The sequence below is a fragment of the Janthinobacterium svalbardense genome (assembly GCF_002327145.1).
Classification (GTDB): Bacteria; Pseudomonadota; Gammaproteobacteria; order Burkholderiales; family Burkholderiaceae_D; genus Janthinobacterium; species Janthinobacterium tructae.
This window is the reverse complement of sequence record NZ_CP023422.1, coordinates 493112-514297: the sequence shown is the minus strand read 5'-3', so window position 1 is coordinate 514297 and position 21186 is coordinate 493112. Positions and strand designations below refer to the sequence as shown.

The window sequence follows — 21186 nt, the reverse complement described above, 5'->3', positions numbered from 1 at the left end:
CCTCAGTTGCCCCTCAGTTGCCGGGCAACGTCATGCCAGCGCCGCCGCTACCCATGCTCACGCCCGCGCCGCCCATGCCTCCCTTGCCGCCCTTGCGCCCGCCGTGTTCGCCAGCGGGCGCGCCGCGCGATTCACTGCGGGGCGCGGCGGCGTCCATCACGCGCGCCATCTGCCCGGCGATGAACTGGGCCACCATCTGGCGCTGCTGCTCGTCCAGGGCATCGTTGACGCTCAGCCACCATTCGCGCACCTGCTTTTCTTCGGCCAGGCTCTGCGTGCTTTCCGTGTCCAGGCCCGCGAGCAAGTCGCGCAACTCCAGCCGGGGCGTTTGCAAGCCCTGCGTCACAGCCGCTTGCAGGCGTTCGCGGCGCGCCTTGCGTTCGCGCAAGAGTTGACGGGTTTTTCCTTCCACCTGCTGCCACAAGGTGGTTTGATTCGCATTGAGTTTCAATTCCGTCCTGAAATCGGGGGCCATCGGCAGCAAGTCTTCCAGGCGCATCTCGGCAATCGGCACGGCCGAGGCCGTCAAGGCGGTGGTGCCCAGCAGGAAAGCCAGGCCGAGGCGGCGCAAGGCGGGGGAAAAGATCAGCGAGGTCATGGGGGCTCCGGATAAAAAAAAGCCTGCGTCCGCAGACGCAGGCAAAACCACTTCGGGTCGAGAATGCGAGTCCACTATAGGGCCGCCGCACACGCATTTTTTCGACTCTTACAAATGCTTACTCCCCTCAAGAGTAACTATACATCGCATACAAAGCCGCAACATATGGCAAGCTGACAGCCCCGTTTTCGCGCGTAGACTGGGGCGAGGTACGCTTTTTCCACGGCCGGCCCACGCCGGCAGAGATTCAGGTCTATACTTTCAGGAAAGCGCCGCTCCACGGGGACTGGCGCTTGTGCAAGACACGCTAGCTGCAAAGGTGCAATGATGGGCAAACTCAAAAATACCGGCTTGATCGGCTTGGGCGTGGTGGCCGGCGTCGCCGTGTCGCTGCAATTTTCGGCCATGGCGCAAAAAACCGTCGAGCCGCCCCTGCCGCTGGAAGAGTTGCGCCAGCTGGCCGATGTGTTTGGCCTGATCAAGTCCGATTACGTCGAGCCGGTGGAAGACAAGAAATTGCTGGAAGACGCCATTTCCGGCATGGTCGCCTCGCTCGACCCCCATTCCGCCTACCTCGACAAGAAAGCCTACGCCGAGCTGCGCGAAGGCTCCGAAGGCAAGTTCGTCGGCCTGGGCATTGAAATTGGCCTGAGCGAAGACGGCTACATCAAGATCGTCTCGCCCATCGAGGATACCCCCGCCTACCGCGCCGGCATCAAGGCCGGCGATTTGATTACTCGCCTCGACGGCCAGCCCGTGAAAGGCGTCAGCCTGGACGACAACGTCAAGCGCATGCGCGGCGAACCGGGCACCAAGGTGTCGCTGACCATTGCCCGCAAGGATGAACCGCAGCCGCTGGCCTTCACCATCACGCGCGAGGAAATCCATCAAAAGAGTGTGAAGGCGAAGATGGTCGAACCGGGCTACGCCTGGCTGCGCGTGTCGCAATTCCAGGAACCGACCGTCGACGACATGGCCGCGCAGATCACGGCGCTGTACCAGCAAGATCCAAACATCAAGGGTATGGTGCTGGACCTGCGCAACGATCCGGGCGGCGTGCTGCAAGGCGCCATCGGCGTCTCGGCTGCCTTCCTGCCGAAGGACGCGGCCATCGTCTCGACCAACGGCCAGTTGCCGGACTCGAAACAGGTCTTTTATGGCCGCGCCGAATACTATACCTTCCGCGCAGAAGGCGACGCGCTGGCGAAATTGCCGGCCGCTATCAAGAAAGTGCCGCTGGTGGTGCTGGTCAACACGGGTTCGGCCTCGGCCTCGGAAATCGTCGCCGGTGCCCTGCAGGATTACCAGCGCGCCACCATCATCGGCACGCCAACCTTCGGCAAGGGTTCCGTGCAAACCATCCGCCAGCTGACGGCCGACACGGCCGTCAAACTGACGACGGCCCGCTACTACACGCCGAAAGGCCGCTCGATCCAGGCCAAGGGCATCGTGCCCGATCTGCTGGTCGACGAAAATGCGGACGGCGACGGCCTCAACGGCTTGCGCATCCGCGAAGCGGACCTGACCAAGCACCTGAGCAACGACCGCGACCAAGGCAGTGCCAACAACGGCGCCAAAGCTGCCCCCGTCAACGACGAGATGGAAGAGCAATTGCGCATCATCGCCCTGGAAAAGACCCGCAAGCCGCTGGAATTTGGCAGCAAGGACGATTTTCAATTGCACCAGGCGCTGAACCACCTGAAGGGTTTACCGGTTCAGCTGGCCAAGGCCGAACCGCTGGTGGTGCAAGCCGACGTCAAGAAAGAACAGAAGAAGTAAGCAGTACCGTGGGGGGCGCCATGCCCCCTGGTAACCCGTCCACGCGACAAAAATCAATCTTCCGCCACACATCCCCCTCTCGCGCAACACGAAACTCTCTACAGTCGAGCCCGTTTGTGTAAAATTTGCTTCACTTATCGGCAGCGCGCCGATTGCCAAATTTGAAAGTTTAACCATGAAACAAGTCGTCATCAGCGGTACCGGACTGTACACGCCGCCATTTTCGATCTCCAACGAAGAGCTGGTCATCTGCTTCAATGCTTACGCGGAAAAGTTCAATGCCGATCACGCCGACGCGATCGCCGCAGGCACGGTGACGGCGCTGGAGCTGTCGAGCGTGGCCTTCATCGAAAAGGCATCCGGCATCAAGTCGCGCTTCGTGATGGAGAAGGAAGGCATCCTCGATCCGGCGCGCATGGTCTCGCGCATCCCGGAACGGGGCGATGACGAACTGTCCGTGCAGGCGGAAATGGCGGTCGCCGCCGCGCGCGATGCGCTGGCGCGCGCCGGCCGCACGCCGGCCGACATCGACATGGTGCTGGTGGCGTGCAGCAATATGCAGCGCGCCTATCCCGCCATGGCGGTGGAAGTGCAAGATGCGCTGGGCATCGACGGGTATGGTTTTGACATGAACGTGGCATGTTCGTCCGCCACCTTCGGCATCCAGCAAGCCGTGGCCGCCGTGCAAAGCGGCCAGGCGCGCGCCGTGCTGGTCTTGAATCCCGAAATCACCAGCGGCCACCTGAACTGGCGCGACCGCGACAGCCATTTCATTTTCGGCGACGCCTGCACCGCCATCATCGTCGAAGCCAAGGACACGGCCGTCTCTACGCACCAGTTCGAGATCATCGGCACGGAACTCAAAACGCGCTTCTCTAACGCCATCCGCAACAATTTCGGCTTCCTCAACCGTTTTGACGAGTCCGGCGTGGGCAAGGCCGACAAATTGTTCCGCCAGCAAGGCCGCAAGGTCTTCAAGGAAGTGTGCCCGATGGCGGCCGAGATGATCAAGGCGACCCTGGCCAAGGCCGGCGTGGAAGTGGCGCAAGTCTCCCGCTACTGGCTGCACCAGGCCAACCTGAACATGAACCTGCTGATCGCGCGCCTGATCCTGGGCCGCGACGCCGAGGCCAACGAAGCGCCCGTGATCCTCGACACCTACGCCAACACCTCGTCGGCCGGTTCCATCATCGCCTTCCATACATATCAGGATGACATGGCGGCGGGCGCCATGGGCGTCATCTGCTCGTTCGGCGCCGGCTATTCCATCGGCTGCGTGGTCGTGCGCAAGGTGTAAGCATTGGGAGCGATCTGCGCCTGATTGCCACAATTAGGCGCAGATCGCAGTCGATGGCATGCGTTCGGTGCCAGCTGGACCAAGATATAGCGCAAATTTTTTGTAAAAGAAGCGGCAGGAAAATTCCAGCCGCAGCTTTGTTGCGTTTATACTCGATCGCTGAACACCCTCTTTTTCCATCCGCACGTCCCCATAAGGAACCCACCACGCATGCCCCATGACATCAGTCTGATCACCACCATCGCTGCAGCCCTCGGGTTCGGCCTCATCTTCGGCTTCATCGCCGCGCGCCTGAAACTGCCGGCATTGGTCGGCTATCTGGCCGCCGGTATCATCATCGGACCGGCCACGCCCGGTTTTGTGGCGAATGCGGAAATTGCGGGGCAATTGGCGGAGATCGGGGTGATGCTGATGATGTTCGGTGTCGGCCTGCACTTTTCCATCGACGATTTGTGGGACGTGCGCAAGATTGCGCTACCCGGCGCCGTCCTGCAGATCGGCGTCGCCACGGCGATGGGCATGGGCCTGGCCCACTGGTGGGGCTGGACCCTCGGTGGCGGACTGGTCTTTGGCTTGGCCCTGTCCGTGGCCAGTACCGTGGTGCTGCTGCGCGCGCTGGAAGAACGGGGCATCCTCGACTCGCTCAATGGCCGCATCGCCGTCGGCTGGCTGGTGGTGGAAGACCTGGTCACGGTATTGGTGCTGGTGCTGCTGCCGGCGTTCGCCGGTGTGCTGGGTGGCAAGGTCGCGCCGGATGCCGAGGCCGCCAGCCTGTGGCAAACCCTGGCCGTGACCCTGGGGCAAGTGGCCGGTTTCATCATCTTCATGCTGGTGGTGGGCCGCAAGCTGTTCCCGTGGATTTTGTGGCAAGTGGCGCGCACCGGTTCGCGCGAACTGTTTACCCTGTGCGTGATCGCCGCCGCCGTCGGCATCGCCTACGCCTCCACCAAGCTGTTCGGCGTGTCGTTCGCGCTGGGCGCCTTCTTCGCCGGCATGGTGCTGCGCGAATCCGAACTGAGCCACCGCGCCGCGGAAGAGTCGCTGCCCCTGCGCGACGCGTTTGCCGTGCTGTTCTTCGTTTCCGTCGGCATGCTGTTCGAGCCGAATATCCTCATCGACAAGCCGCTGCAAGTGCTGGCCGTGTGCGCCATCATTATCTTCGGCAAGTCGATCGCCGCCTTTTTACTGGTGATGGCCCTGCGCTATCCGCCGAAAACCGCCATCATCGTCTCGGCCAGCCTGGCGCAGATCGGTGAATTCTCGTTCATCCTGGCCGCCCTGGGCCTCTCCCTGGGCCTGATGCCACAGGAAGGGCAAAGCCTGATCCTGGCCGGCGCCATCCTGTCCATCGCCCTCAACCCGCTCGTCTTCAGCATGGCCAAGCCGCTGCTGCGCGTGATCGGCAACAGCGATTTTGCGCGCAAGTTCGAACGCACCACCGACCCGCTGGCCGAGCTGCCGATGACAGTGCCGCAGGAAAAGCTGTCGGGTCAAGTCGTGCTGGTCGGCTACGGCCGCGTGGGCCGGCGCATCGCCGCCGCCCTGATGGAACGCGGCATTCATTTTGTCGTGGCCGAGGAAAACCGCGAAATCGTCGACCAGCTGCGCAAGCAGGGCATTCCGGCCGTGGCCGGCAATGCGGGCGAACCGGCGGTATTGATCCAGGCGCACATCACGCACGCCACCATGCTCGTCATCGCCACGCCGGACACCTTCCACGTGCGCGCCATGATCGAGACGGCGCGCGCGCTGAACCCCGCCATCCTGACGGTGGTGCGCACGCACAGCGAGGAAGAGGCGGAATTGCTGCGCGCGGAAAACGCGGGCAAGGTCTTCATTGGCGAGCACGAGCTGGCGAATGGCATGGCCGAGCACGTGCTGCAGAGTTTTGAGGCGGCCAGCAAGGGGCATGGCGGGCATTAAGCCAGCGCCCTTTCCGTCCAGCAAGCCTGCCCGCACCCCAGCCGGCAGGCTTTCTTTTTACAGGCTGGCGGCCAGCTCCGCGCCTTCGCGTATCGCCCGCTTGGCGTCGAGTTCCGCCGCCAGCGCGGCGCCGCCGATTTTATGGAAACGCGGGCCGCCCACCTGCAGCGGCTTGCCATCCTTGCCGACGGGCGGCATGAGTTCCGTCAAGCTGTCCTGGCCGGCGCAGATGACCACGTTGTCGACCGCCAGCAAACGCTGCTCGCCGCCCACGGTGATGTGCAAACCCTGCGCGTCGATCTTGTCGTAGCTCACGCCGGCCAGCATGGCCACGCCATTGCGCGCCAAGGCCGCGCGGTGTACCCAGCCCGAGGTCTTGCCCAGGCCCGCGCCCACTTTCGACGTCTTGCGCTGCAACAGGAAGATTTGCCGCACGGGATGCGGCGCCACGGGCGGCACCAGGCCGCCGCCGGTGGCCGCATTCAAGTCCACGCCCCACTCGCCCGCCCAGGTCGCCACGGATTGCGGAAGCGGGTGCGCCGGGTCGTGCAGCAGATATTCCCCCACGTCGAAGCCGATGCCGCCCGCGCCGATGATGGCCACGCGCGCGCCGACGGGTTTCTTGGCTTGCAGCACATCCAGATACGACAGCACTTTCGGATGCTCGATGCCGGGAATAGCCGGCAGGCGCACCTTGATGCCGGTGGCGACGATGACGTCGTCATAGCCGCCGGCCAGCAATTGCTCGCGCGTCACGCGCTGCCCCAGGCGCAGCTTGACTTCCAGCAGCGCCAGCCGGCGCGCAAAGTAGCGGATGGTTTCCGTGAATTCTTCCTTGCCCGGTATCTGCATGGCCACCTTGAACTGGCCGCCCACGCTGTCGCTGCTGTCGAACAGGGTCACTGCGTGCCCGCATTCGGCGGCCACGCAGGCGGCCGACAGGCCGGCCGGCCCGGCGCCGACGACGGCCACCCGGCGCGGCACGGCCTTTTTCGCGTACACGAGTTCCGTTTCATGGCAGGCGCGCGGGTTGACCAGACAGCTGGCGCGCTTGTTGGCAAAGGTGTGGTCGAGACACGCCTGGTTGCAGCCGATGCAGGTGTTGATTTCGTCGGCGCGGCCTGAAGCGGCCTTGGCGACAAAGTCAGGGTCGGCCAGGAAGGGGCGCGCCATCGACACCAGGTCGCAGTCGCCGCGTTCCAGGATGGCGTTCGCTTCGTGCGGCATATTGATGCGGTTCGAGGCCACCACGGGAATGGTGACTTCGCGGCGCAGCCGGCCCGCCACGCTGGCAAAGGCGGCGCGCGGCACGGAGGTGACGATGGTGGGCACCCTTGCCTCATGCCAGCCGAAGCCCGTATTGAGAATGGTCACGCCGGCCTGCTCCAGCGCCTTGGCGACCGTTACCACGTCGTCCCAGGTATTGCCGCCCTCGACCAGGTCGAGCAGGGAATGGCGGTACATGATGATGAAGTTGGGGCCGACGGCGGCGCGGATGCGGCGCACGATCTCCACCGGCAGGCGCATGCGGTTCTCGATCGTGCCGCCCCAGCGGTCCTGGCGCAGATTCGTGCGCGCGCACAGGAACTGGTTCAGCAGATAACCCTCGCTGCCCATCACTTCGATGCCGTCGTAGCCCGCCTTTTGCGCCAGGCGCGCGCAGCGCACGTAGTCGCAGATGGTGCGCTCGATGCCGCGTTCGCTCAAGGGCCGCGGGCGGAATGGTGAAATCGGCGATTTCTTCGCCGACGCCGAGACGACGAACGGCTGATAGCCATAGCGGCCCGCATGCAGGATCTGCATGACGATCTTGCCGCCCTCCTCGTGCACGGCGCGCGTCACCTTGCGGTGATTCGGCACGTCGCCGAGGAAATTGAGGGTACCGCCGAACGGCAGCAGCCAGCCCTGGCGGTTCGGCGAGATGCCGCCCGTGACGATCAGCCCCACGCCACCGCGTGCCCGTTCGCGGTAAAAGGCGGCCAGCTTGCCATAATGATAGAACCTGTCTTCCAGGCCCGTATGCATGGATCCCATGATGACGCGGTTGCGCAAACAGGTAAAACCCAGGTCGAGCGGGGCCAGCAGATGGGGATAGGCAGTCATGGTCGGTCCGATAGATGGTGGTATGCAGGCCGTACGGTAACAAGCATTGCTGGCCAGCGCAGCGACTTTCTCTAGACCGGGAGTTCTAAATCGCCGGGCGCGCCCGCCGGCGATGGGTACAGCTTGTGCCGGGCGCTACTTTCCCGTAGGCTGATGGCATGACGCGACTCTTCCTCTGCCTGCTGATGCTGTGCGCCGTCCCCGCGACCGCGCTGGCACAGGCGATACGCCTGGACAAGCTGAAGGTCGAGGTCAAGCGCATCGAGGTTGACGGGCAGCGCATGTATGAAGTCGATGCCAGCGGCAGCGTGCAGGCGCCGCCGGCGTCCGTGTGGAAAACCTTGACGACCTACGAGCGCATGCATGAATTCGTGCCCGACCTCAGTTCCTGCCGCGTGCTGTCGCGCAACGGCAATGAAATCATCATCGAACAGCAGGGCATGGCGCGCTTCCTGTTCATGAACCACCCCATCCACTTGGTAGTGCGGGCCACGGAAACGCCGTTTACGGCCATCGATATCGCCCTCATTTCGGGCGACATGCGGCATTACGAATCGCGCTGGAATTTGTATCCCATCCCCGAGACGGGCGGCACGCGCATCGTCTTTTCCAGCCGGCTGATGCCGGGCTTCTATGTGCCCGGCATGCTGGGCACGACCATGATACGCGGCGATATCGAGCGCATGATGGCGGCCGTGCTGGCCCGCATCGACAGCCAGCACGCGGAAAAGGCAGGCTAAATCAAGCCAGATACGTATCGCGGTCGCGAATTTCGGCGAAGTTTTCCAGGCTGCCCAGTTTGACTGTGACGGGGTTCAGGCTGGCCTGCGGCTGCATCGAGCGCCAGGCGAACAGCCATTCCTGCTCGGGCGCTTCGGCGCGCGTCTTGGTGAAAGTGGCGCCCAGGGCGGCGCGCTGGCCATATTCGACGACGCCGTCGATGCCGGCCCAGCTGGGCAAAGTGCGCTGCACGGCGCGGTGCAGGCGTTCGCCGAATTCTTCCGTGTTATGGATGATCAAACAGGCGTCGGCCGGGGCGAACAGGTCGAACAGGTGCTTGTCCCATACTTGCGAAAAACTGAGGGTCAGGCAATTGCCCGCTGGTATCAGACGGAACTGGCCCAGGCTCAGCGCCAGCTCGAGTTCGCTGCGCTGGCCGTAGCGGTGCAGGGTGGGGGGACGTTTGTAATCGTGCATGCTGGACTCGTTCTTCAATAGTAGGGTAAAACCGGCGCGGCCGCTTAACGGGGCGGGCGGATATGGCGCCGGATGCGCTGGGCCCTGGCGGCCAGGTAAATTTCGCGCAGTAAGTAAATAAAACAGCCGATCAGGCAAATCACGGCCAGCACAAAGAAGGCCGCAATGTATTTGTCCAGCGTCAGGTTCATGATATCGCCCAGAAACAGCATCGCGATGATGACGCAGACGAAAAAACCGCAGGCCGTGCTCAGGGAGATCGAATAATTGATCAGATGGGTACGCGTATAGAGCGTATCTAACTCATCCATGTAGAAATCGTTGTAACCGATGTCCAGCCGGTCTTCCAGCACGCGCGTGCGGTCGATGATGCGGCCCAGGCGGTTGGTCAGCACCACCAGCATGGTGCCGATGCCGGTCAGCAGGAAAACCGGCGCAATCGCCAGCTGGATGATATGGCCGATGTCGCCGATCTGTATGTTCATGGGTAAAAAAAGGTAAGGTCGCACTGCCGCCCGCGGAAGGCGGCGGCACAGGCGCTAGTGTAGCAGGTGGCGCACGCCGGCTGGCCGCTTTGCCAACCGGCGTGTTGTAACGTCATGCGAAGCCGCGCCCCGGGACGAAGCGCTCGGTGGCGCGCACCAGCGCCGAAGCGATGCCGTGCTCGAGCGCGCCATGGCCCGCGTCCGGTATCATCTCCAGCTGCGCGCCGGGCCATGCCTGCTGCAGGCGATAGGCCGACAGCGGCGGGCAGATGGCGTCGTAGCGTCCCTGCACGATGACGGCCGGCAAGTGCGCGATGCGTCCCATGTTGCGGATCAACTGGTCTTCCTCGAAGAAACCGAGATTGGCCATGTAATGCGATTCGAGCCTGCCCACGCCCAGATCCAGCGCATCGTTCGGCGCATCTTCCGGCTGCGGCATCAGGTACACGCGGCGACCCTCGAAGCGGCTCCAGGCGCGCGCGGCAGGCCAGTACACGGCAGGATCGCTGCTGAGGATGCGTTGCACGTAGGCGGCCAGCAAGTCACCCCGCTCCTCTGGCGGAATGGGCGCGGCAAATTCTGCGTACAGTTCCGGATAGAACCAGCGTACGCCTTCGATGAACCAGTCGATTTCCGCCTGCGTGCACAAAAAGATGCCGCGCAGCACGAAACCGAGGCAAGCTTCCGGATGCGCCTGGCCATACGCCAGCGCCAGGGTCGACCCCCAGGAGCCGCCAAACACCAGCCATTGATCGATGCCGAACTGGGCGCGCAGCACTTCGATATCGTCGATCAGCAACTGCGTCGTGTTGTTGCGCCATTCACCCAGCGGCGTGGACTTGCCGGCGCCGCGCTGGTCGAACAGGATCACGCGGTAGCGCTGCGGATCGAAGAAGCGGCGGTGCTGCGGCGACAGGCCCGCACCGGGGCCGCCATGCAGGAACAGCACGGGAATGCCATCGGGATTGCCGCACTCTTCCCAATAAATGGTGTGGATATCATCGACCGCCAGCATGCCGTGCCGGTTCGGCGTCAGGGCGGGAAACAGGGGCGACAGGGAGTCTGGCATGGCGGGCGGTCCTTGGAATGGCGGTCAGGGCGCCAGGCACGATTCCTGGCAACTGTTCCAATTATAGTGCGCCCCCGGCGCCTCAGGCCAGCGGCAAAGGCAGGCGGTTCGACGACTTGATTTCGCGCATCGACAGGCTGGACTGGATTTCCGCCACGCCGGGCAGGCGGCGCAACACCGTCGAGACGAATTCGCCATACGCTTCCAGGTCGCGCGCCACCACTTGCAGGAAATAATCGGCTTCGCCCGCCACATTGTGGCACGACAATATCTCGGGAATCGTCGCGATGGCTTGCTCGAACTGCGACGGCTGCTCGCCGCCATGGTTGGCAAACACGACCCGTACAAATGCCACCAGGCCGATGCCCAGCTTCTTGCGGTTGAGCAAAGCCTGGTAGCCGGTGATAAAGCCTTCCTCTTCCAGGCGGCGCAAACGGCGCCAGACAGGGGTTTCACTGAGCTTCAAGCGCTCGGCCAGGCGCGCATTCGACAGCCGTCCTTCATCCTGCAACAGCCTGAGTATCTGCAAATCGGTGGCGTCGAGGCTAACTTCTGAAATTTTCATCTATTTTTTGTTTTTATAGGAGTGGAATCTACCCGAATACTAGGGTATGCAGGGCAGGAAAAGCAAGCACATTTCATCACGACAAGAACATAATGGGACCCGGCGAGCATGCGGCAAGCTGCCGTTGCTCCCGCCCTTACTTTTTGCCTGTGACCGAGCTGCACCATGTCCGATTCTACCTTCCTGATGTACCTGCTGGCACTGGCCGGCGCCTTTTTATTACCCGGCCCCGACATGGCGCTGGTGCTGGCGGCAGGCGCCGCGCGCGGCGTGGCGACGGCGCTGGTAACGGCGCTGGGCATTGCCGGTGCGCGCGCCGTGCACGTGGCGCTGTCGGGCGCGGGCCTGGCGGCGCTGATGGTGACGCATCCGCAAGCCTTGCAGTGGGTCAAATGGGCGGGCGCCGCGTATCTGCTGTACCTGGCGCTGCGCCTGCTGCAGTCGGCCCTGTCGAAAAAAACGCTGCAGGAAGCAGCCGCCCCCGCCACGGCGCACGGCGCCCGCGCCAGCCTGGTGCGCGGCTTCCTGACGAATCTGCTCAATCCGAAGGCACTGCTGTTTTGCAGCATGTTCCTGCCGCAATTCGTCGTCGGCAGCGAGCAGGTTGGCATGCAATACCTGCGTCTGGGCGCCGTCCTGGTGCTGGTGGGCTTGCTGTTCGATGCCCTGTACGCCGTGCTGGCCGCGCGCCTGGCGCGCCGCCTGCGCGGTAAACCTTCGCCTTACGGCAAGTTCGTACTGCCCACCGTCTTCGTCTTGCTGGCCGGGCGGCTGGTGCTGGGCTGAACTTCAGGCGCAAGCGTCGTCCCGCCGGCAAAGAAGGCGGGGTAGTCGTGCAACAGGCTGCGCTCCAAATCGTTGACCTTGCGAAATTGCCGCAGCGACGGCGCCATGGCCCGGCCCGCATCCCAGCTGCGCCAGGCGTTCGGCGCATCGAATTGCGCCAGCAAGGCGTCGCCCAGGTCCTGGTACACGGCTGCCATGTGCGGTTTCACCTGCAGCACTTGCAGATACAGCGCGGTCGCTTCGGGCCATTGCCCCAGCTTGGCGCGCAAATTCCCTTCGAACAAGGCCAGTACGGGCTGTTCCAGCCCCGTTTGCTTCCTGGATGCCTGCACGGTGGCCAGCGCGGCCTGAATGCCCTCCTTGTCCTTGGCCAGCAATGCGCGCGTCAAGTCATGGATGGGCTGGCACTCCTGCATGGCCAGTTGCTGCTGGGGCGTGAGTTTTTCCACCAGCGCCCCCGTGGAAAAATGATCTTCCAGCATGCTGAGGAAGGCGTCAAAGGGTTTCTCTTCCGCAAACAGGCGCTCCGCTTCGGCGCGCAGCGCCGGATGCGCCTGAGGTCCCAGCGGCGGCAGCCGCGCCGCCTGCGCCAGCACTCTTTCAAGCGGGGAGGCATCGGCCGCCAGCGGGCGTGGCCGGTAGGCGGACAAGCTATAGGTGGCCGGTGCGCCAGCCGTCATGGTGCTGATGCGGAAATGGCGCGTCACCGCGCCGCCTACCTCCTGGTAGTGCAAGGTGAATGCGGCGGGAATGCGCTTGCCGCCGGCCAGCATCTTCAATACCAGCGGGTGGCCGCCCCAGGTGTAGCGCAAGTACTGGGCAAACGCCGTGGCATCGTCGCCGCTGACGGGGCTGCCGGCGATTCCCAGGCGCAGCAGGGGCTGCTCATCGAGCGACCACAGTACGGCGCCGTCGAGCACCTGCGGAACCAGCGCGCCGCGCCGCCTTGCCGCCGGCACGGACAGCGATTGCTCCTCATACACGAGCGGCGTGACGTGGGCTTGCAAGCCGCCAGCCTGGAGCGCGCCGGCCATGCCCTTGCGGTGTTCTATCTCGAAACGCCGAAAACCCGCCACGTCAAACAGCGAATACGTGTCGTAGGTGGAGGCCGCCGTATCAATCATGTAGCGGCGGCGCGTGGCAAAATCGAGCACGGACAGGCTCTTGCCATCTCGCACGCTGATAAAATGTTCGCCCAGCACCACATCGCTGTCCTGCGTATCGCGCGCGGGCAGGCTGGTTTTCACGCCGGGCTTGTTGACGCGCTCGGTAGTCACCGTGACGTGGAACGCGACGCTGGCCTGGGCCGCGCTGGCGCCCAGGAAAAGGATGACGGCCACGCTGGCGCGGCGCAAGGCAGGAACAAGGGGCATGGAGAATGATGCGGTGAAGAAATGCTGATTCTAAGGCAAATCCCATCTTCCCCTTGTTTTGCTGGCAAGCATAAAAAAAAGACAGCCGCAGCTGTCTCTCTGTTTTACCTCAACAACGATTACGACATGTGCTGGCCGCCGTTGATCGAAATATTCGCGCCCGTGACGAACGCGGCTTCATCAGAAGCCAGGTAGGCCACCAGGCCGGCCACTTCTTCCGGCTTGCCCAGGCGCGCCATCGGAATTTGCGGGATGATTTTGCTGTCGAGCACTTCCTGCGGAATGGCCATGACCATCTTGGTGCCGATGTAGCCTGGCGAAATGGTGTTGACGGTGACGTTCTTGCGCGCCACTTCCAGCGCCAGCGACTTGGTGAAACCGTGCATGCCGGCTTTCGCGGCCGAATAGTTGGTCTGGCCGAAAGCGCCCTTCTGGCCGTTCACGGACGAGATATTGATGATGCGTCCCCAGCCGCGTTCCACCATGCCGTCGCAGACAGGCTTGGTCATGTTGAAAACGGAGTCGAGGTTGGTGCCCATCACGGCATCCCAGTTCGGCTTGTCCATCTTCTTGAACGTCATGTCGCGCGTGATGCCGGCGTTATTCACCAGCACGTCGACAGGACCGATGTCCTTTTCCACGGCAGCCACGCAGGCAGCGGCCGAATCGTAGTCGGCCACGTCGCACGGATACGCCTTGAAGTCATAGCCCATGTCCTTGGTCGTCGCCAGCCAGTCCGCGACCTTCTGATTGCCTGGAGAATAGGTCGTGACCACACGATAGCCGAGCGCCGCCAGCTTGAAACAGACTGCTTCGCCCAGACCACCCATGCCACCAGTTACCAATGCAACTCTTGCCATTTTTCATCCCCTCAGTGTCGTTCTATTGCTAAAAAGTTAATCATCTACTTAAAGCTATCCACATCCGCCGTGGAACGGCAGCCAACCGCCTCGAACCAGGCCGCCGCACACTGCGCGCGACGGCCCGGGTTCGGTGCTAGCGATTAATCCCGCTCGATGGCTAAAGCTACTCCCATGCCGCCGCCGATGCACAATGCTGCCAGGCCTTTCTTGGCGTCGCGGCGGATCATTTCGTGGATCAGGGTGACCAGGATGCGCGCACCGGACGCGCCGATCGGGTGGCCGATGGCAATCGCGCCGCCGTTCACGTTGATCTTGCTGGTATCCCAGCCCATTTCCTTGTTGACGGCAATCGCTTGCGCGGCAAACGCTTCATTGATTTCCATCAAGTCCAGCTCTTCATGCGTCCAGCCGGCTTTTTTCAGGCACAGACGCGAAGCGGAGACAGGGCCCATGCCCATGAGGGCCGGGTCCAGGCCCGACGAGGCGTACGCCTTGATGCGTGCCAGCGGCTTCAAGCCCAGTTCTTTCGCTTGCGCAGCGGACATCATGATGACGGCGGCGGCGCCATCGTTCAGGCCGGAAGCATTGCCGGCGGTGACGGTACCGTCCTTGGCGAACGCAGGGCGCAGGCCGGTCAGCGATTCCAGGGTCGAGCCCGGCTTGATGTATTCGTCGCTGTCGAAGACCACGGTGCCTTTTTTATTGGCGATTTCCAGCGGCAGGATTTCATCCTTGAACTTGCCCGCTTTTTGCGCCGCTTCCGCCTTCAGTTGCGACTGCAGCGCGAATTCATCCTGCTCCGCGCGCGTCACTTCGTATTTCTTGGCGACATTTTCCGCCGTGATGCCCATGTGGTACTGGTTGTACACGTCCCACAGGCCGTCGACGATCATGGTGTCGACCATCTTGAAGTCGCCCATGCGGAAACCGTCGCGCGAGCCGTTCATCGCGTGCGGCGAGGCGCTCATGTTTTCCTGGCCACCGGCGATGATGATGTTGGCGTCGCCACATTTGATCGCTTGCGCCGCCAGGTGTGTAGCCTTCAGGCCGCTGCCGCATACCTTGTTGATGGTGAATGCCGGGATGGAGCTGGGCAGGCCAGCCTTGATGACAGCCTGGCGCGCGGCGTTCTGGCCGACGGCAGCCGTCAGCACCTGGCCCAGGATCGCTTCGCCGATCAGGTTCGGGTCGATGCCGGTTTGTGCCAGCAAGCCCTTGATTACATGCGCGCCCAGTTCGGACGCAGGAATCTTGGCCAGACTGCCACCGAATTTGCCGACTGCGGTACGGCCGGCGGCCACGATTACGACATCATCCATTTATTTCTCCGATATGCAGGCCACGAGGGCCAAGGTGAAGGTGTTAATACAATCCAATGAATCCGGGAAGACACAGCAAGCTATGTTTCATTCTAGCGTGGCATACGCCACAGTTCCAGCGCCACACCGCAGGCGGCAGCGATGGCGGCCTGCCCTGCAGTGGCGGCGGGCGGCCTGGCGCGGCGGATAGCCGCTGCCGGGCCACAACGCGCCTACGCTTGACGAGCGGGACGCGTGTTTTTATTTTTATCATACCCTTCATCGGCGCCGCCGAAAGTGGTTTTTAGAAAATTATTGAAGGGAATAATCAGGGGCACGGGCGTTTGCTTTACCACCTGCACCAGCTCGCCAAATTTTTGACGCGATGCAGCAAACTCACCCTTTGTCACAGTGTCGAATTTCTCCTGGGTTTCCTGAGCAACATCCTTTGCCTGGCGGCCATATGCACCGATGCGTTCGATGGCCAGTTGCGACTGCGTGCGCGACAGTTCCAGCAGCGCTTGCGGGTCCTTCGCGGACAGCAGCTGATTGCCCGCCACCGTAGCGGCCGCCAGCGCCGCGCGGGCCGCGTCGAGCTGCAAGTCCAGCACGCTGGCGCCGCTCTCGACGGCGGCCTGGGCATACGCTTGCGCGCTGATCAATTGTGCTTCCACCACGGCCTTGCCGGCGAGTGCCCATTGCTCGGAAAATGAAAACATCGTGTTCCTCCCCAAAGAGTAGGCAGCGCCATGTTGCGCCGCACAGTGCTCAACTGTAAGCGGTGGTTCATTGCTAAACCTTGATATTTATCAAGCTTTGCTGTTGGTTTGTTTCCAACTCAACGTTGATCAGGACAACAACTTGATACCGTCAAGCGAGGCCGCGCACTGCTCGCGTATCACGCTGACGAAATCACGCACATACGCCTTGTCCTGCAACTGCTCCGGCACGGACACGTACAAGTCGCTCCACAGGCCGTGCTCGCCCACCGGGCGCGCCACCACATAATCGTAATCGACATAATTCTTGATGGCCCAGTTCGGCAAGGCGGCGATGCCGCGCCGGCTCGCCACCAGTTGCAGCACGGCCACCGTCAGTTCCGCCGTGCGGCGTTCAAACTCGATGCCGGCAGGGCGCAGCACTTCGCGGATCAGATCGATGCGCTCTTCCGGCACGGGATAAGTGATCAGGGTCTCGCCCGTAAAGTCGGCCGCCACCAGCCGGCGCTGCGCCTGCAGCCGGTGCTTCTGCGCCATCACCACCAGCATTTCAAAGCGGAACAGGGGAAACACGGTGAAGTCGGGGCCATATGGCGAGCCGATCACGAGATCGGCCTCGCCCGAGCGCAGCAAGTCCGCCGGTTCGCTGTGAAAGCCCGATACCAGGTCAATCTCCACTTCCGGCCAGCGCTGGCGGAACGCATCCATCACCGGCATCAGCCAGTCGAAGCAGGTATGGCATTCGAGCGCCACGCGCAACTGCCCCTTGTCGCCCTGCGACAGGCGCGCCACGTCGCGCTCGGCCAGCTCGATCTCGGGCAGCAGCTTGTCGGCCAGTTCCAGCAGCCGGCTGCCCGTGGCCGTAAACGCGATCGGCATCGACTTGCGCTCGAACAGGGGCGCCTTGTAGCGCTCTTCGAGCAAGCGGACCTGGTGCGACAGCGCCGACTGGGTCAAATTGAGCAACTGCGCGGCGCGTACCAGGCTGCCGGAGGAACGCAAGGCACTCAGGGTGCGCAGGTGGCGGATTTCTAGCATCGGGGAAATGGATTCTGTACGTGAATTATTTTCATGTTATTCGGTAAAATGTTTCGTTTTGATTATAGATCAAGTTGCCGCACACTCTAGCGCATTCACATTAAATCTCGATGACATCATGCCCATTCGTACCCACATCCTTGGCTTTCCCCGTATCGGCGCCGCGCGTGAACTGAAACTGGCACTGGAAAGCCATTGGCGTGGCGAGGTGTCCGAGGCCGCCCTGGAGGCGACGGGCCAGCAACTGCGCGCACGCCACTGGGCGCAGCAGCGCGACGCCGGGCTCGATTACGTCACCGTGGGCGACTTCGCCTTGTACGACCAGGTGGCCAGCCATATCCAGCTGCTGGGCTGCGAACCGGCGCGTTTCAACTTTACGCCGGAGCAATCACCGCTGGCGCGCTATTTCACCATGGCGCGCGGTGCAGCAAGGCATGCGCAACACGCGGACTGCGGCCACGCGCACCATAGCAACGCCGCAGGCACTGCCGCGCTGGAAATGAGCAAGTGGTTTGACACCAATTACCACTATCTGGTGCCCGAATTGTCGCCGCAGACGCAGTTTTCGCTGGCTGGCGAGCGCCTGCTGGCCGAAGTGGCCGAGGCGCAGACGCTGGGCCACAAGGTCAAGGCGGCCCTGATCGGCCCCCTCACCTTCCTCTGGCTGGGCAAGGAAAAGACGCCGGGCGAGTCTGGCTTCCATCGTCTGGCCCTGCTGGAACAATTGCTGCCCGTGTACGGCGCCCTGCTCGACCGCCTCAAGCAGCAAGGCGTGACATGGGTGCAGCTCGACGAACCGATTTTGGGCCTGGACTTGCCCAACGCCTGGCGCAGCGCCTTCGAGAGCGCTTATTGGCAGCTGAACCAGGTGGGCGTGAATATCTTGCTGGCCACCTATTTCTCGCCGCTGGAAGAAAACCTCAGCCTGACCTGCCGCCTGCCCGTGGCTGGCCTGCACGTGGACGGCATCCGCGCGCCGCATGAATTGATCAGCGTGACGGACTGGTTGCCCGCGCATAAAGTCTTGTCGATCGGCATCGTCGACGGGCGCAATATCTGGCGCACCGACCTCGACGCGGCCCTGGCCGTGCTGCAGCCGCTGGCAGCCAGGCGCAACGGCCAGCTATGGCTGGCGCCGTCGTGCTCGCTGCTGCACGTGCCGTTCAGCCTGGAAGCGGAAACGGCGCTCGACGGGGAAATCAAGCGCTGGCTGGCGTTTGCCACGGAGAAACTGACGGAACTGTCGCTGCTGAAAAATGCGCTGGCCGGCCATCCCGACGCCGCTGCGCTGGCCGCGTCTCGCCTGGCCATCGCCGGACGGCGCGCCAGCCATCAGCGGGGCAAACTGGCGGGCGCCGGGTATGAACAGCAGGTGCGCGCCGAAATCTCCCACGCCGTGGGGCGCCAGGAAACGCTGGGACTGGACGTGCTCGTGCATGGCGAAGCGGAACGCAACGACATGGCCGACTACTTTGACGAGCAATTGGACGGTTTTATCTTCACGCGCCTGGGCTGGGTGCAATCGTACGGCGCGCGCTGCGTCAAGCCGCCCATCATCTACGGCGACGTGCAGCACCCGGCCGCCATGACGGTCGCCTGGCCGGTACACGCGCAAAGCCTGACGCATACACCGGTGAAGGGCATCCTGACGGGTCCCGTCACGCTCTTGCAATGGTCGTTCGTGCGCGACGACCAGCCGCGCGCCGCCACGGCGCTGCAGCTGGCCCTGGCCATCCGCGACGAAGTGGCCGACCTGGAAACGGCCGGCATCGGCATCATCCAGATCGACGAGCCGGCCATGCGCGAAGGCTTGCCGCTGCGCCGCGGCCAGTGGGTCGCCTACCTGGAATGGGCCACGCGCGCCTTCCGCATCGCCGCGTCCGTGGTCAAGGACACGACGCAGATCCACACGCGCATGTGGGTCAATCCGGACTGCGGCCTGGAGACGCGGGGCTGGACGGAAACGGAAGCGGCTTTAAAAAATATGGTCGCGGCGGCTCAGCAGATGCGGGCAGCTTGATGCCATAGGCGTACTCAAGCCGCATTCTCGGCTGCGCTCAGGGCGGCGCAGCGGTTTTCCGCGGCGCCGCCCTTGTTTTTTGACATGAAGTAGGTGTTGCCCTGCGGAATAGCACGCGCCAGGCCCCTGATGCTGATTTTTTTGCAGTAGAATGCAAGAAATTTACTGCTCCCATTGTTGCCGTACGGAACATCTGGCCTGCCGCAGTTTCACTTTGATAAATGTTTATGTCCAAAAGCCCGTCGCAGAAGCCTATCGAAATCAAGATTTCCACCGTCGTTGCTGTCTCCGCCATTATGCATAGCGCCGATACGCAGGCACTCGATGCCGCCTTGCGCGACATGACGGGGGGCGTGGCGGACTTTTTCGAAGATGACCTGGCCGTGCTGGACGTGGCCGACTTGCCGCCTGGCAGCATGTCCGTCGATTGGGCTTCCCTGGTGGCCCTGCTGAAAAAATACCGTTTGAATGCCGTGGCCGTGCGCAATGCGCCGGCCGAGATGCAGGACGCCATCCTGGCGCAAGGCTTGAGCCTCGATAGCGGCAAGACGCGCGACGATGCGCCGCCCAAGGATACGCCCACGGCGGCCGCCCAGGCGGGCGCCGAAGCGCAAGTGATGGTGATCGACACGCCCGTGCGTGCGGGCCAGCGCATTTATGCGCGCGGCTGCGACCTGATCATCACCGCCGTGGTGAACAATGGCGCCGAAATCATCGCCGACGGCAGCATCCATGTGTATTCCTCGCTGTATGGCCGTGCGCTGGCCGGCGCCTCGGGCAATGCCCAGGCGCGCATTTTTGCGCTGGCCATGGAGCCTGAACTGGTGTCGATCGCCGGCGTCTACCGCACCTTCGAGGATGGTTTCCCCACAGAAATGGTGCGCGGACCGGCGCAAATTCGTTTGGCTGGAGACAGAATCGATATACACTCTGTCAATCCGGTCACTCCCGTGAACCGCTCTTAAGCTGCACAATTCAAGAGATATCTGAAAAGGATTATTTGTGGCAAGAATTATTGTTGTGACGTCCGGCAAGGGCGGTGTCGGCAAGACGACCTCTAGCGCCAGTTTTTCCACTGGCCTGGCCATGCGCGGCCACAAGACAGCCGTGCTCGATTTTGACGTGGGTCTGCGCAACCTCGACCTGATCATGGGTTGCGAGCGCCGCGTCGTCTACGACCTGATCAATGTGATCAACAAGGAAGCCACGCTGAACCAGGCCCTGATCAAGGACAAGCACTGCGACAACCTGTTCATCCTGCCTGCGTCGCAGACGCGCGACAAGGATGCCTTGTCGGAAGAAGGCGTGGAACGCGTGTTGAACGACCTGATCAACATGGGTTTCGAGTTCATCATCTGCGATTCGCCGGCCGGCATCGAGCATGGCGCACTGATGGCGCTGACGTTTGCCGACGAAGCCATCATCGTCACCAACCCGGAAGTGTCATCGGTGCGCGATTCGGACCGCATCCTCGGCATCCTGCAAGCCAAGTCGCGCCGCGCGCAGACGGGTGGCGAACCGGTCAAGGAACATTTGCTGATCACCCGTTACTCGCCGAAACGCGTGGAATCGGATGAAATGCTGTCCTACCAGGACGTGCAGGAAATCCTGCGCATCCCGCTGGTGGGCATCATTCCGGAATCGGAACAAGTGCTGGCCGCCTCGAACCAGGGCAATCCGGCCATCCATTTCAAGGGCACAGACGTGGCGCAAGCCTATGAAGACGTGGTCTCGCGTTTCCTCGGCGAAGAGGTCGAGTTGCGCTTTACCAACTATGAAAAGCCTGGATTACTCCAGCGCATTTTTGGGGCGAAGTGATATGGCCTTGCTTTCTTTCCTGTTCCCCCCAAGCCGAAGACGGCCACCGCCGCCAAGGAACGCCTGCAGATCATTATCGCCCGCGAACGCAGCGGCCGCGGTGGTCCGGACTTCCTGCCCGCCCTGCACAAGGAATTGATCGCCGTCATTTCCAAGTACACCAAGGTCAATGCCGACGACATCAAGATCTCGCTGGACCGCCAGGGCAACCTGGAGGTGCTCGACGTCAACGTGGTGCTGCCGGACGCTTAAGGT

Annotated in this window: 19 protein-coding genes and 1 pseudogene; 9 read left to right on the top strand and 11 right to left on the bottom strand. The window is 62.7% G+C overall.

The window, feature by feature from the left end; all coding sequences use genetic code 11:
* Window positions 1-13: 13 nt before the first annotated feature.
* Window positions 14-598, bottom strand: coding sequence for a hypothetical protein (locus tag CNX70_RS02195; protein WP_096233109.1), 585 nt, complete (start codon window positions 596-598; stop codon window positions 14-16).
* Between the two features lie 324 nt (window positions 599-922).
* On the opposite strand from CNX70_RS02195, the gene CNX70_RS02190 reads away from it, so the two are divergent.
* From CNX70_RS02190 to CNX70_RS02180, 3 genes are all read left to right on the top strand, one after another.
* Window positions 923-2377, top strand: a complete 1455-nt coding sequence (locus CNX70_RS02190) for a S41 family peptidase (protein WP_096233107.1) — start codon at window positions 923-925, stop codon at window positions 2375-2377.
* A 175-nt stretch (window positions 2378-2552) separates the two neighbouring features.
* On the top strand, window positions 2553-3674 hold the full coding sequence (locus CNX70_RS02185) for a beta-ketoacyl-ACP synthase III (protein WP_096233105.1): 1122 nt from the start codon (window positions 2553-2555) through the stop codon (window positions 3672-3674).
* A gap of 210 nt (window positions 3675-3884) precedes the next feature.
* The gene (locus CNX70_RS02180) at window positions 3885-5597 is read left to right on the top strand and encodes a cation:proton antiporter domain-containing protein (protein ID WP_096233102.1); all 1713 of its coding nucleotides are present in this window, start codon (window positions 3885-3887) and stop codon (window positions 5595-5597) included.
* Between the two features lie 57 nt (window positions 5598-5654).
* On the opposite strand, the gene CNX70_RS02175 is transcribed toward CNX70_RS02180, so the two are convergent.
* On the bottom strand, window positions 5655-7700 hold the full coding sequence (locus CNX70_RS02175; protein WP_096233100.1) for an NADPH-dependent 2,4-dienoyl-CoA reductase: 2046 nt from the start codon (window positions 7698-7700) through the stop codon (window positions 5655-5657).
* A gap of 158 nt (window positions 7701-7858) precedes the next feature.
* Here CNX70_RS02175 and CNX70_RS02170 point away from each other — a divergent pair, with 158 nt between their 5' ends.
* On the top strand, window positions 7859-8440 hold the full coding sequence (locus CNX70_RS02170) for an SRPBCC family protein (protein ID WP_244199006.1): 582 nt from the start codon (window positions 7859-7861) through the stop codon (window positions 8438-8440).
* 1 nt (window position 8441) lies between these two features.
* On the opposite strand, the gene CNX70_RS02165 is transcribed toward CNX70_RS02170, so the two are convergent.
* The 4 genes from CNX70_RS02165 to CNX70_RS02150 form a co-directional block, all read right to left on the bottom strand.
* Complete coding sequence (locus tag CNX70_RS02165; protein ID WP_096233096.1) at window positions 8442-8897, bottom strand: hypothetical protein; 456 nt, start codon at window positions 8895-8897, stop codon at window positions 8442-8444.
* Window positions 8898-8941: 44 nt separating this feature from the next.
* Window positions 8942-9382, bottom strand: a complete 441-nt coding sequence (locus CNX70_RS02160; RefSeq protein WP_096233094.1) for a DUF2721 domain-containing protein — start codon at window positions 9380-9382, stop codon at window positions 8942-8944.
* A gap of 112 nt (window positions 9383-9494) precedes the next feature.
* On the bottom strand, window positions 9495-10451 hold the full coding sequence (gene pip / locus CNX70_RS02155) for a prolyl aminopeptidase (RefSeq protein ID WP_096233092.1): 957 nt from the start codon (window positions 10449-10451) through the stop codon (window positions 9495-9497).
* Between the two features lie 82 nt (window positions 10452-10533).
* The gene (locus CNX70_RS02150; RefSeq protein WP_010393611.1) at window positions 10534-11016 is read right to left on the bottom strand and encodes an Lrp/AsnC family transcriptional regulator; all 483 of its coding nucleotides are present in this window, start codon (window positions 11014-11016) and stop codon (window positions 10534-10536) included.
* A 165-nt stretch (window positions 11017-11181) separates the two neighbouring features.
* Here CNX70_RS02150 and CNX70_RS02145 point away from each other — a divergent pair, with 165 nt between their 5' ends.
* Window positions 11182-11802, top strand: coding sequence for a LysE family translocator (locus tag CNX70_RS02145; protein WP_244199005.1), 621 nt, complete (start codon window positions 11182-11184; stop codon window positions 11800-11802).
* Here CNX70_RS02145 and CNX70_RS02140 read toward each other — a convergent pair.
* From CNX70_RS02140 to CNX70_RS02120, 5 genes are all read right to left on the bottom strand, one after another.
* On the bottom strand, window positions 11739-13175 hold the full coding sequence (locus CNX70_RS02140; RefSeq protein ID WP_157750877.1) for a tetratricopeptide repeat protein: 1437 nt from the start codon (window positions 13173-13175) through the stop codon (window positions 11739-11741). The two genes, CNX70_RS02145 and CNX70_RS02140, sit on opposite strands and share 64 nt — an antisense overlap.
* A 119-nt stretch (window positions 13176-13294) precedes the next feature.
* Window positions 13295-14035: an acetoacetyl-CoA reductase gene (gene phbB, locus CNX70_RS02135; protein WP_096233088.1), complete on the bottom strand. Its 741-nt coding sequence runs from the start codon at window positions 14033-14035 to the stop codon at window positions 13295-13297.
* 143 nt (window positions 14036-14178) lie between these two features.
* The gene (locus CNX70_RS02130) at window positions 14179-15357 is read right to left on the bottom strand and encodes an acetyl-CoA C-acetyltransferase (protein WP_096233086.1); all 1179 of its coding nucleotides are present in this window, start codon (window positions 15355-15357) and stop codon (window positions 14179-14181) included.
* A gap of 212 nt (window positions 15358-15569) precedes the next feature.
* Window positions 15570-16055, bottom strand: coding sequence for a TIGR01841 family phasin (gene phaP, locus CNX70_RS02125; RefSeq protein WP_096233084.1), 486 nt, complete (start codon window positions 16053-16055; stop codon window positions 15570-15572).
* A gap of 129 nt (window positions 16056-16184) precedes the next feature.
* Window positions 16185-17093 carry a LysR family transcriptional regulator gene (locus CNX70_RS02120; RefSeq protein ID WP_096233082.1) on the bottom strand — a complete coding sequence of 303 codons (909 nt, stop codon included), beginning with the start codon at window positions 17091-17093 and terminating at the stop codon, window positions 16185-16187.
* A 118-nt stretch (window positions 17094-17211) separates the two neighbouring features.
* Here CNX70_RS02120 and CNX70_RS02115 point away from each other — a divergent pair, with 118 nt between their 5' ends.
* From CNX70_RS02115 to minE, 4 genes and pseudogenes are all read left to right on the top strand, one after another.
* Window positions 17212-19113, top strand: a complete 1902-nt coding sequence (locus tag CNX70_RS02115) for a 5-methyltetrahydropteroyltriglutamate--homocysteine S-methyltransferase (RefSeq protein WP_096233080.1) — start codon at window positions 17212-17214, stop codon at window positions 19111-19113.
* Window positions 19114-19340: 227 nt separating this feature from the next.
* Window positions 19341-20078, top strand: coding sequence for a septum site-determining protein MinC (gene minC / locus CNX70_RS02110; protein WP_096233078.1), 738 nt, complete (start codon window positions 19341-19343; stop codon window positions 20076-20078).
* A 37-nt stretch (window positions 20079-20115) separates the two neighbouring features.
* Window positions 20116-20931 carry a septum site-determining protein MinD gene (minD, locus tag CNX70_RS02105; RefSeq protein WP_010393629.1) on the top strand — a complete coding sequence of 272 codons (816 nt, stop codon included), beginning with the start codon at window positions 20116-20118 and terminating at the stop codon, window positions 20929-20931.
* Between the two features lies 1 nt (window position 20932).
* Window positions 20933-21183 (top strand): annotated as a pseudogene (gene minE, locus CNX70_RS02100) (cell division topological specificity factor MinE).
* Window positions 21184-21186 lie beyond the last annotated feature (3 nt).

Bases quoted from the DNA above. Each gene is read 5' to 3' on its own strand.
- CNX70_RS02195 (WP_096233109.1), bottom strand. From the start codon at position 598: ATGACCTCGCTGATCTTTTCCCCCGCCTTGCGCCGCCTCGGCCTGGCT.
- CNX70_RS02190 (WP_096233107.1), top strand. From the start codon at position 923: ATGATGGGCAAACTCAAAAATACCGGCTTGATCGGCTTGGGCGTGGTG.
- CNX70_RS02185 (WP_096233105.1), top strand. From the start codon at position 2,553: ATGAAACAAGTCGTCATCAGCGGTACCGGACTGTACACGCCGCCATTT.
- CNX70_RS02180 (WP_096233102.1), top strand. From the start codon at position 3,885: ATGCCCCATGACATCAGTCTGATCACCACCATCGCTGCAGCCCTCGGG.
- CNX70_RS02175 (WP_096233100.1), bottom strand. From the start codon at position 7,700: ATGACTGCCTATCCCCATCTGCTGGCCCCGCTCGACCTGGGTTTTACC.
- CNX70_RS02170 (WP_244199006.1), top strand. From the start codon at position 7,859: ATGACGCGACTCTTCCTCTGCCTGCTGATGCTGTGCGCCGTCCCCGCG.
- CNX70_RS02165 (WP_096233096.1), bottom strand. From the start codon at position 8,897: ATGCACGATTACAAACGTCCCCCCACCCTGCACCGCTACGGCCAGCGC.
- CNX70_RS02160 (WP_096233094.1), bottom strand. From the start codon at position 9,382: ATGAACATACAGATCGGCGACATCGGCCATATCATCCAGCTGGCGATT.
- pip (WP_096233092.1), bottom strand. From the start codon at position 10,451: ATGCCAGACTCCCTGTCGCCCCTGTTTCCCGCCCTGACGCCGAACCGG.
- CNX70_RS02150 (WP_010393611.1), bottom strand. From the start codon at position 11,016: ATGAAAATTTCAGAAGTTAGCCTCGACGCCACCGATTTGCAGATACTC.
- CNX70_RS02145 (WP_244199005.1), top strand. From the start codon at position 11,182: ATGTCCGATTCTACCTTCCTGATGTACCTGCTGGCACTGGCCGGCGCC.
- CNX70_RS02140 (WP_157750877.1), bottom strand. From the start codon at position 13,175: ATGCCCCTTGTTCCTGCCTTGCGCCGCGCCAGCGTGGCCGTCATCCTT.
- phbB (WP_096233088.1), bottom strand. From the start codon at position 14,035: ATGGCAAGAGTTGCATTGGTAACTGGTGGCATGGGTGGTCTGGGCGAA.
- CNX70_RS02130 (WP_096233086.1), bottom strand. From the start codon at position 15,357: ATGGATGATGTCGTAATCGTGGCCGCCGGCCGTACCGCAGTCGGCAAA.
- phaP (WP_096233084.1), bottom strand. From the start codon at position 16,055: ATGTTTTCATTTTCCGAGCAATGGGCACTCGCCGGCAAGGCCGTGGTG.
- CNX70_RS02120 (WP_096233082.1), bottom strand. From the start codon at position 17,093: ATGCTAGAAATCCGCCACCTGCGCACCCTGAGTGCCTTGCGTTCCTCC.
- CNX70_RS02115 (WP_096233080.1), top strand. From the start codon at position 17,212: ATGCCCATTCGTACCCACATCCTTGGCTTTCCCCGTATCGGCGCCGCG.
- minC (WP_096233078.1), top strand. From the start codon at position 19,341: ATGTCCAAAAGCCCGTCGCAGAAGCCTATCGAAATCAAGATTTCCACC.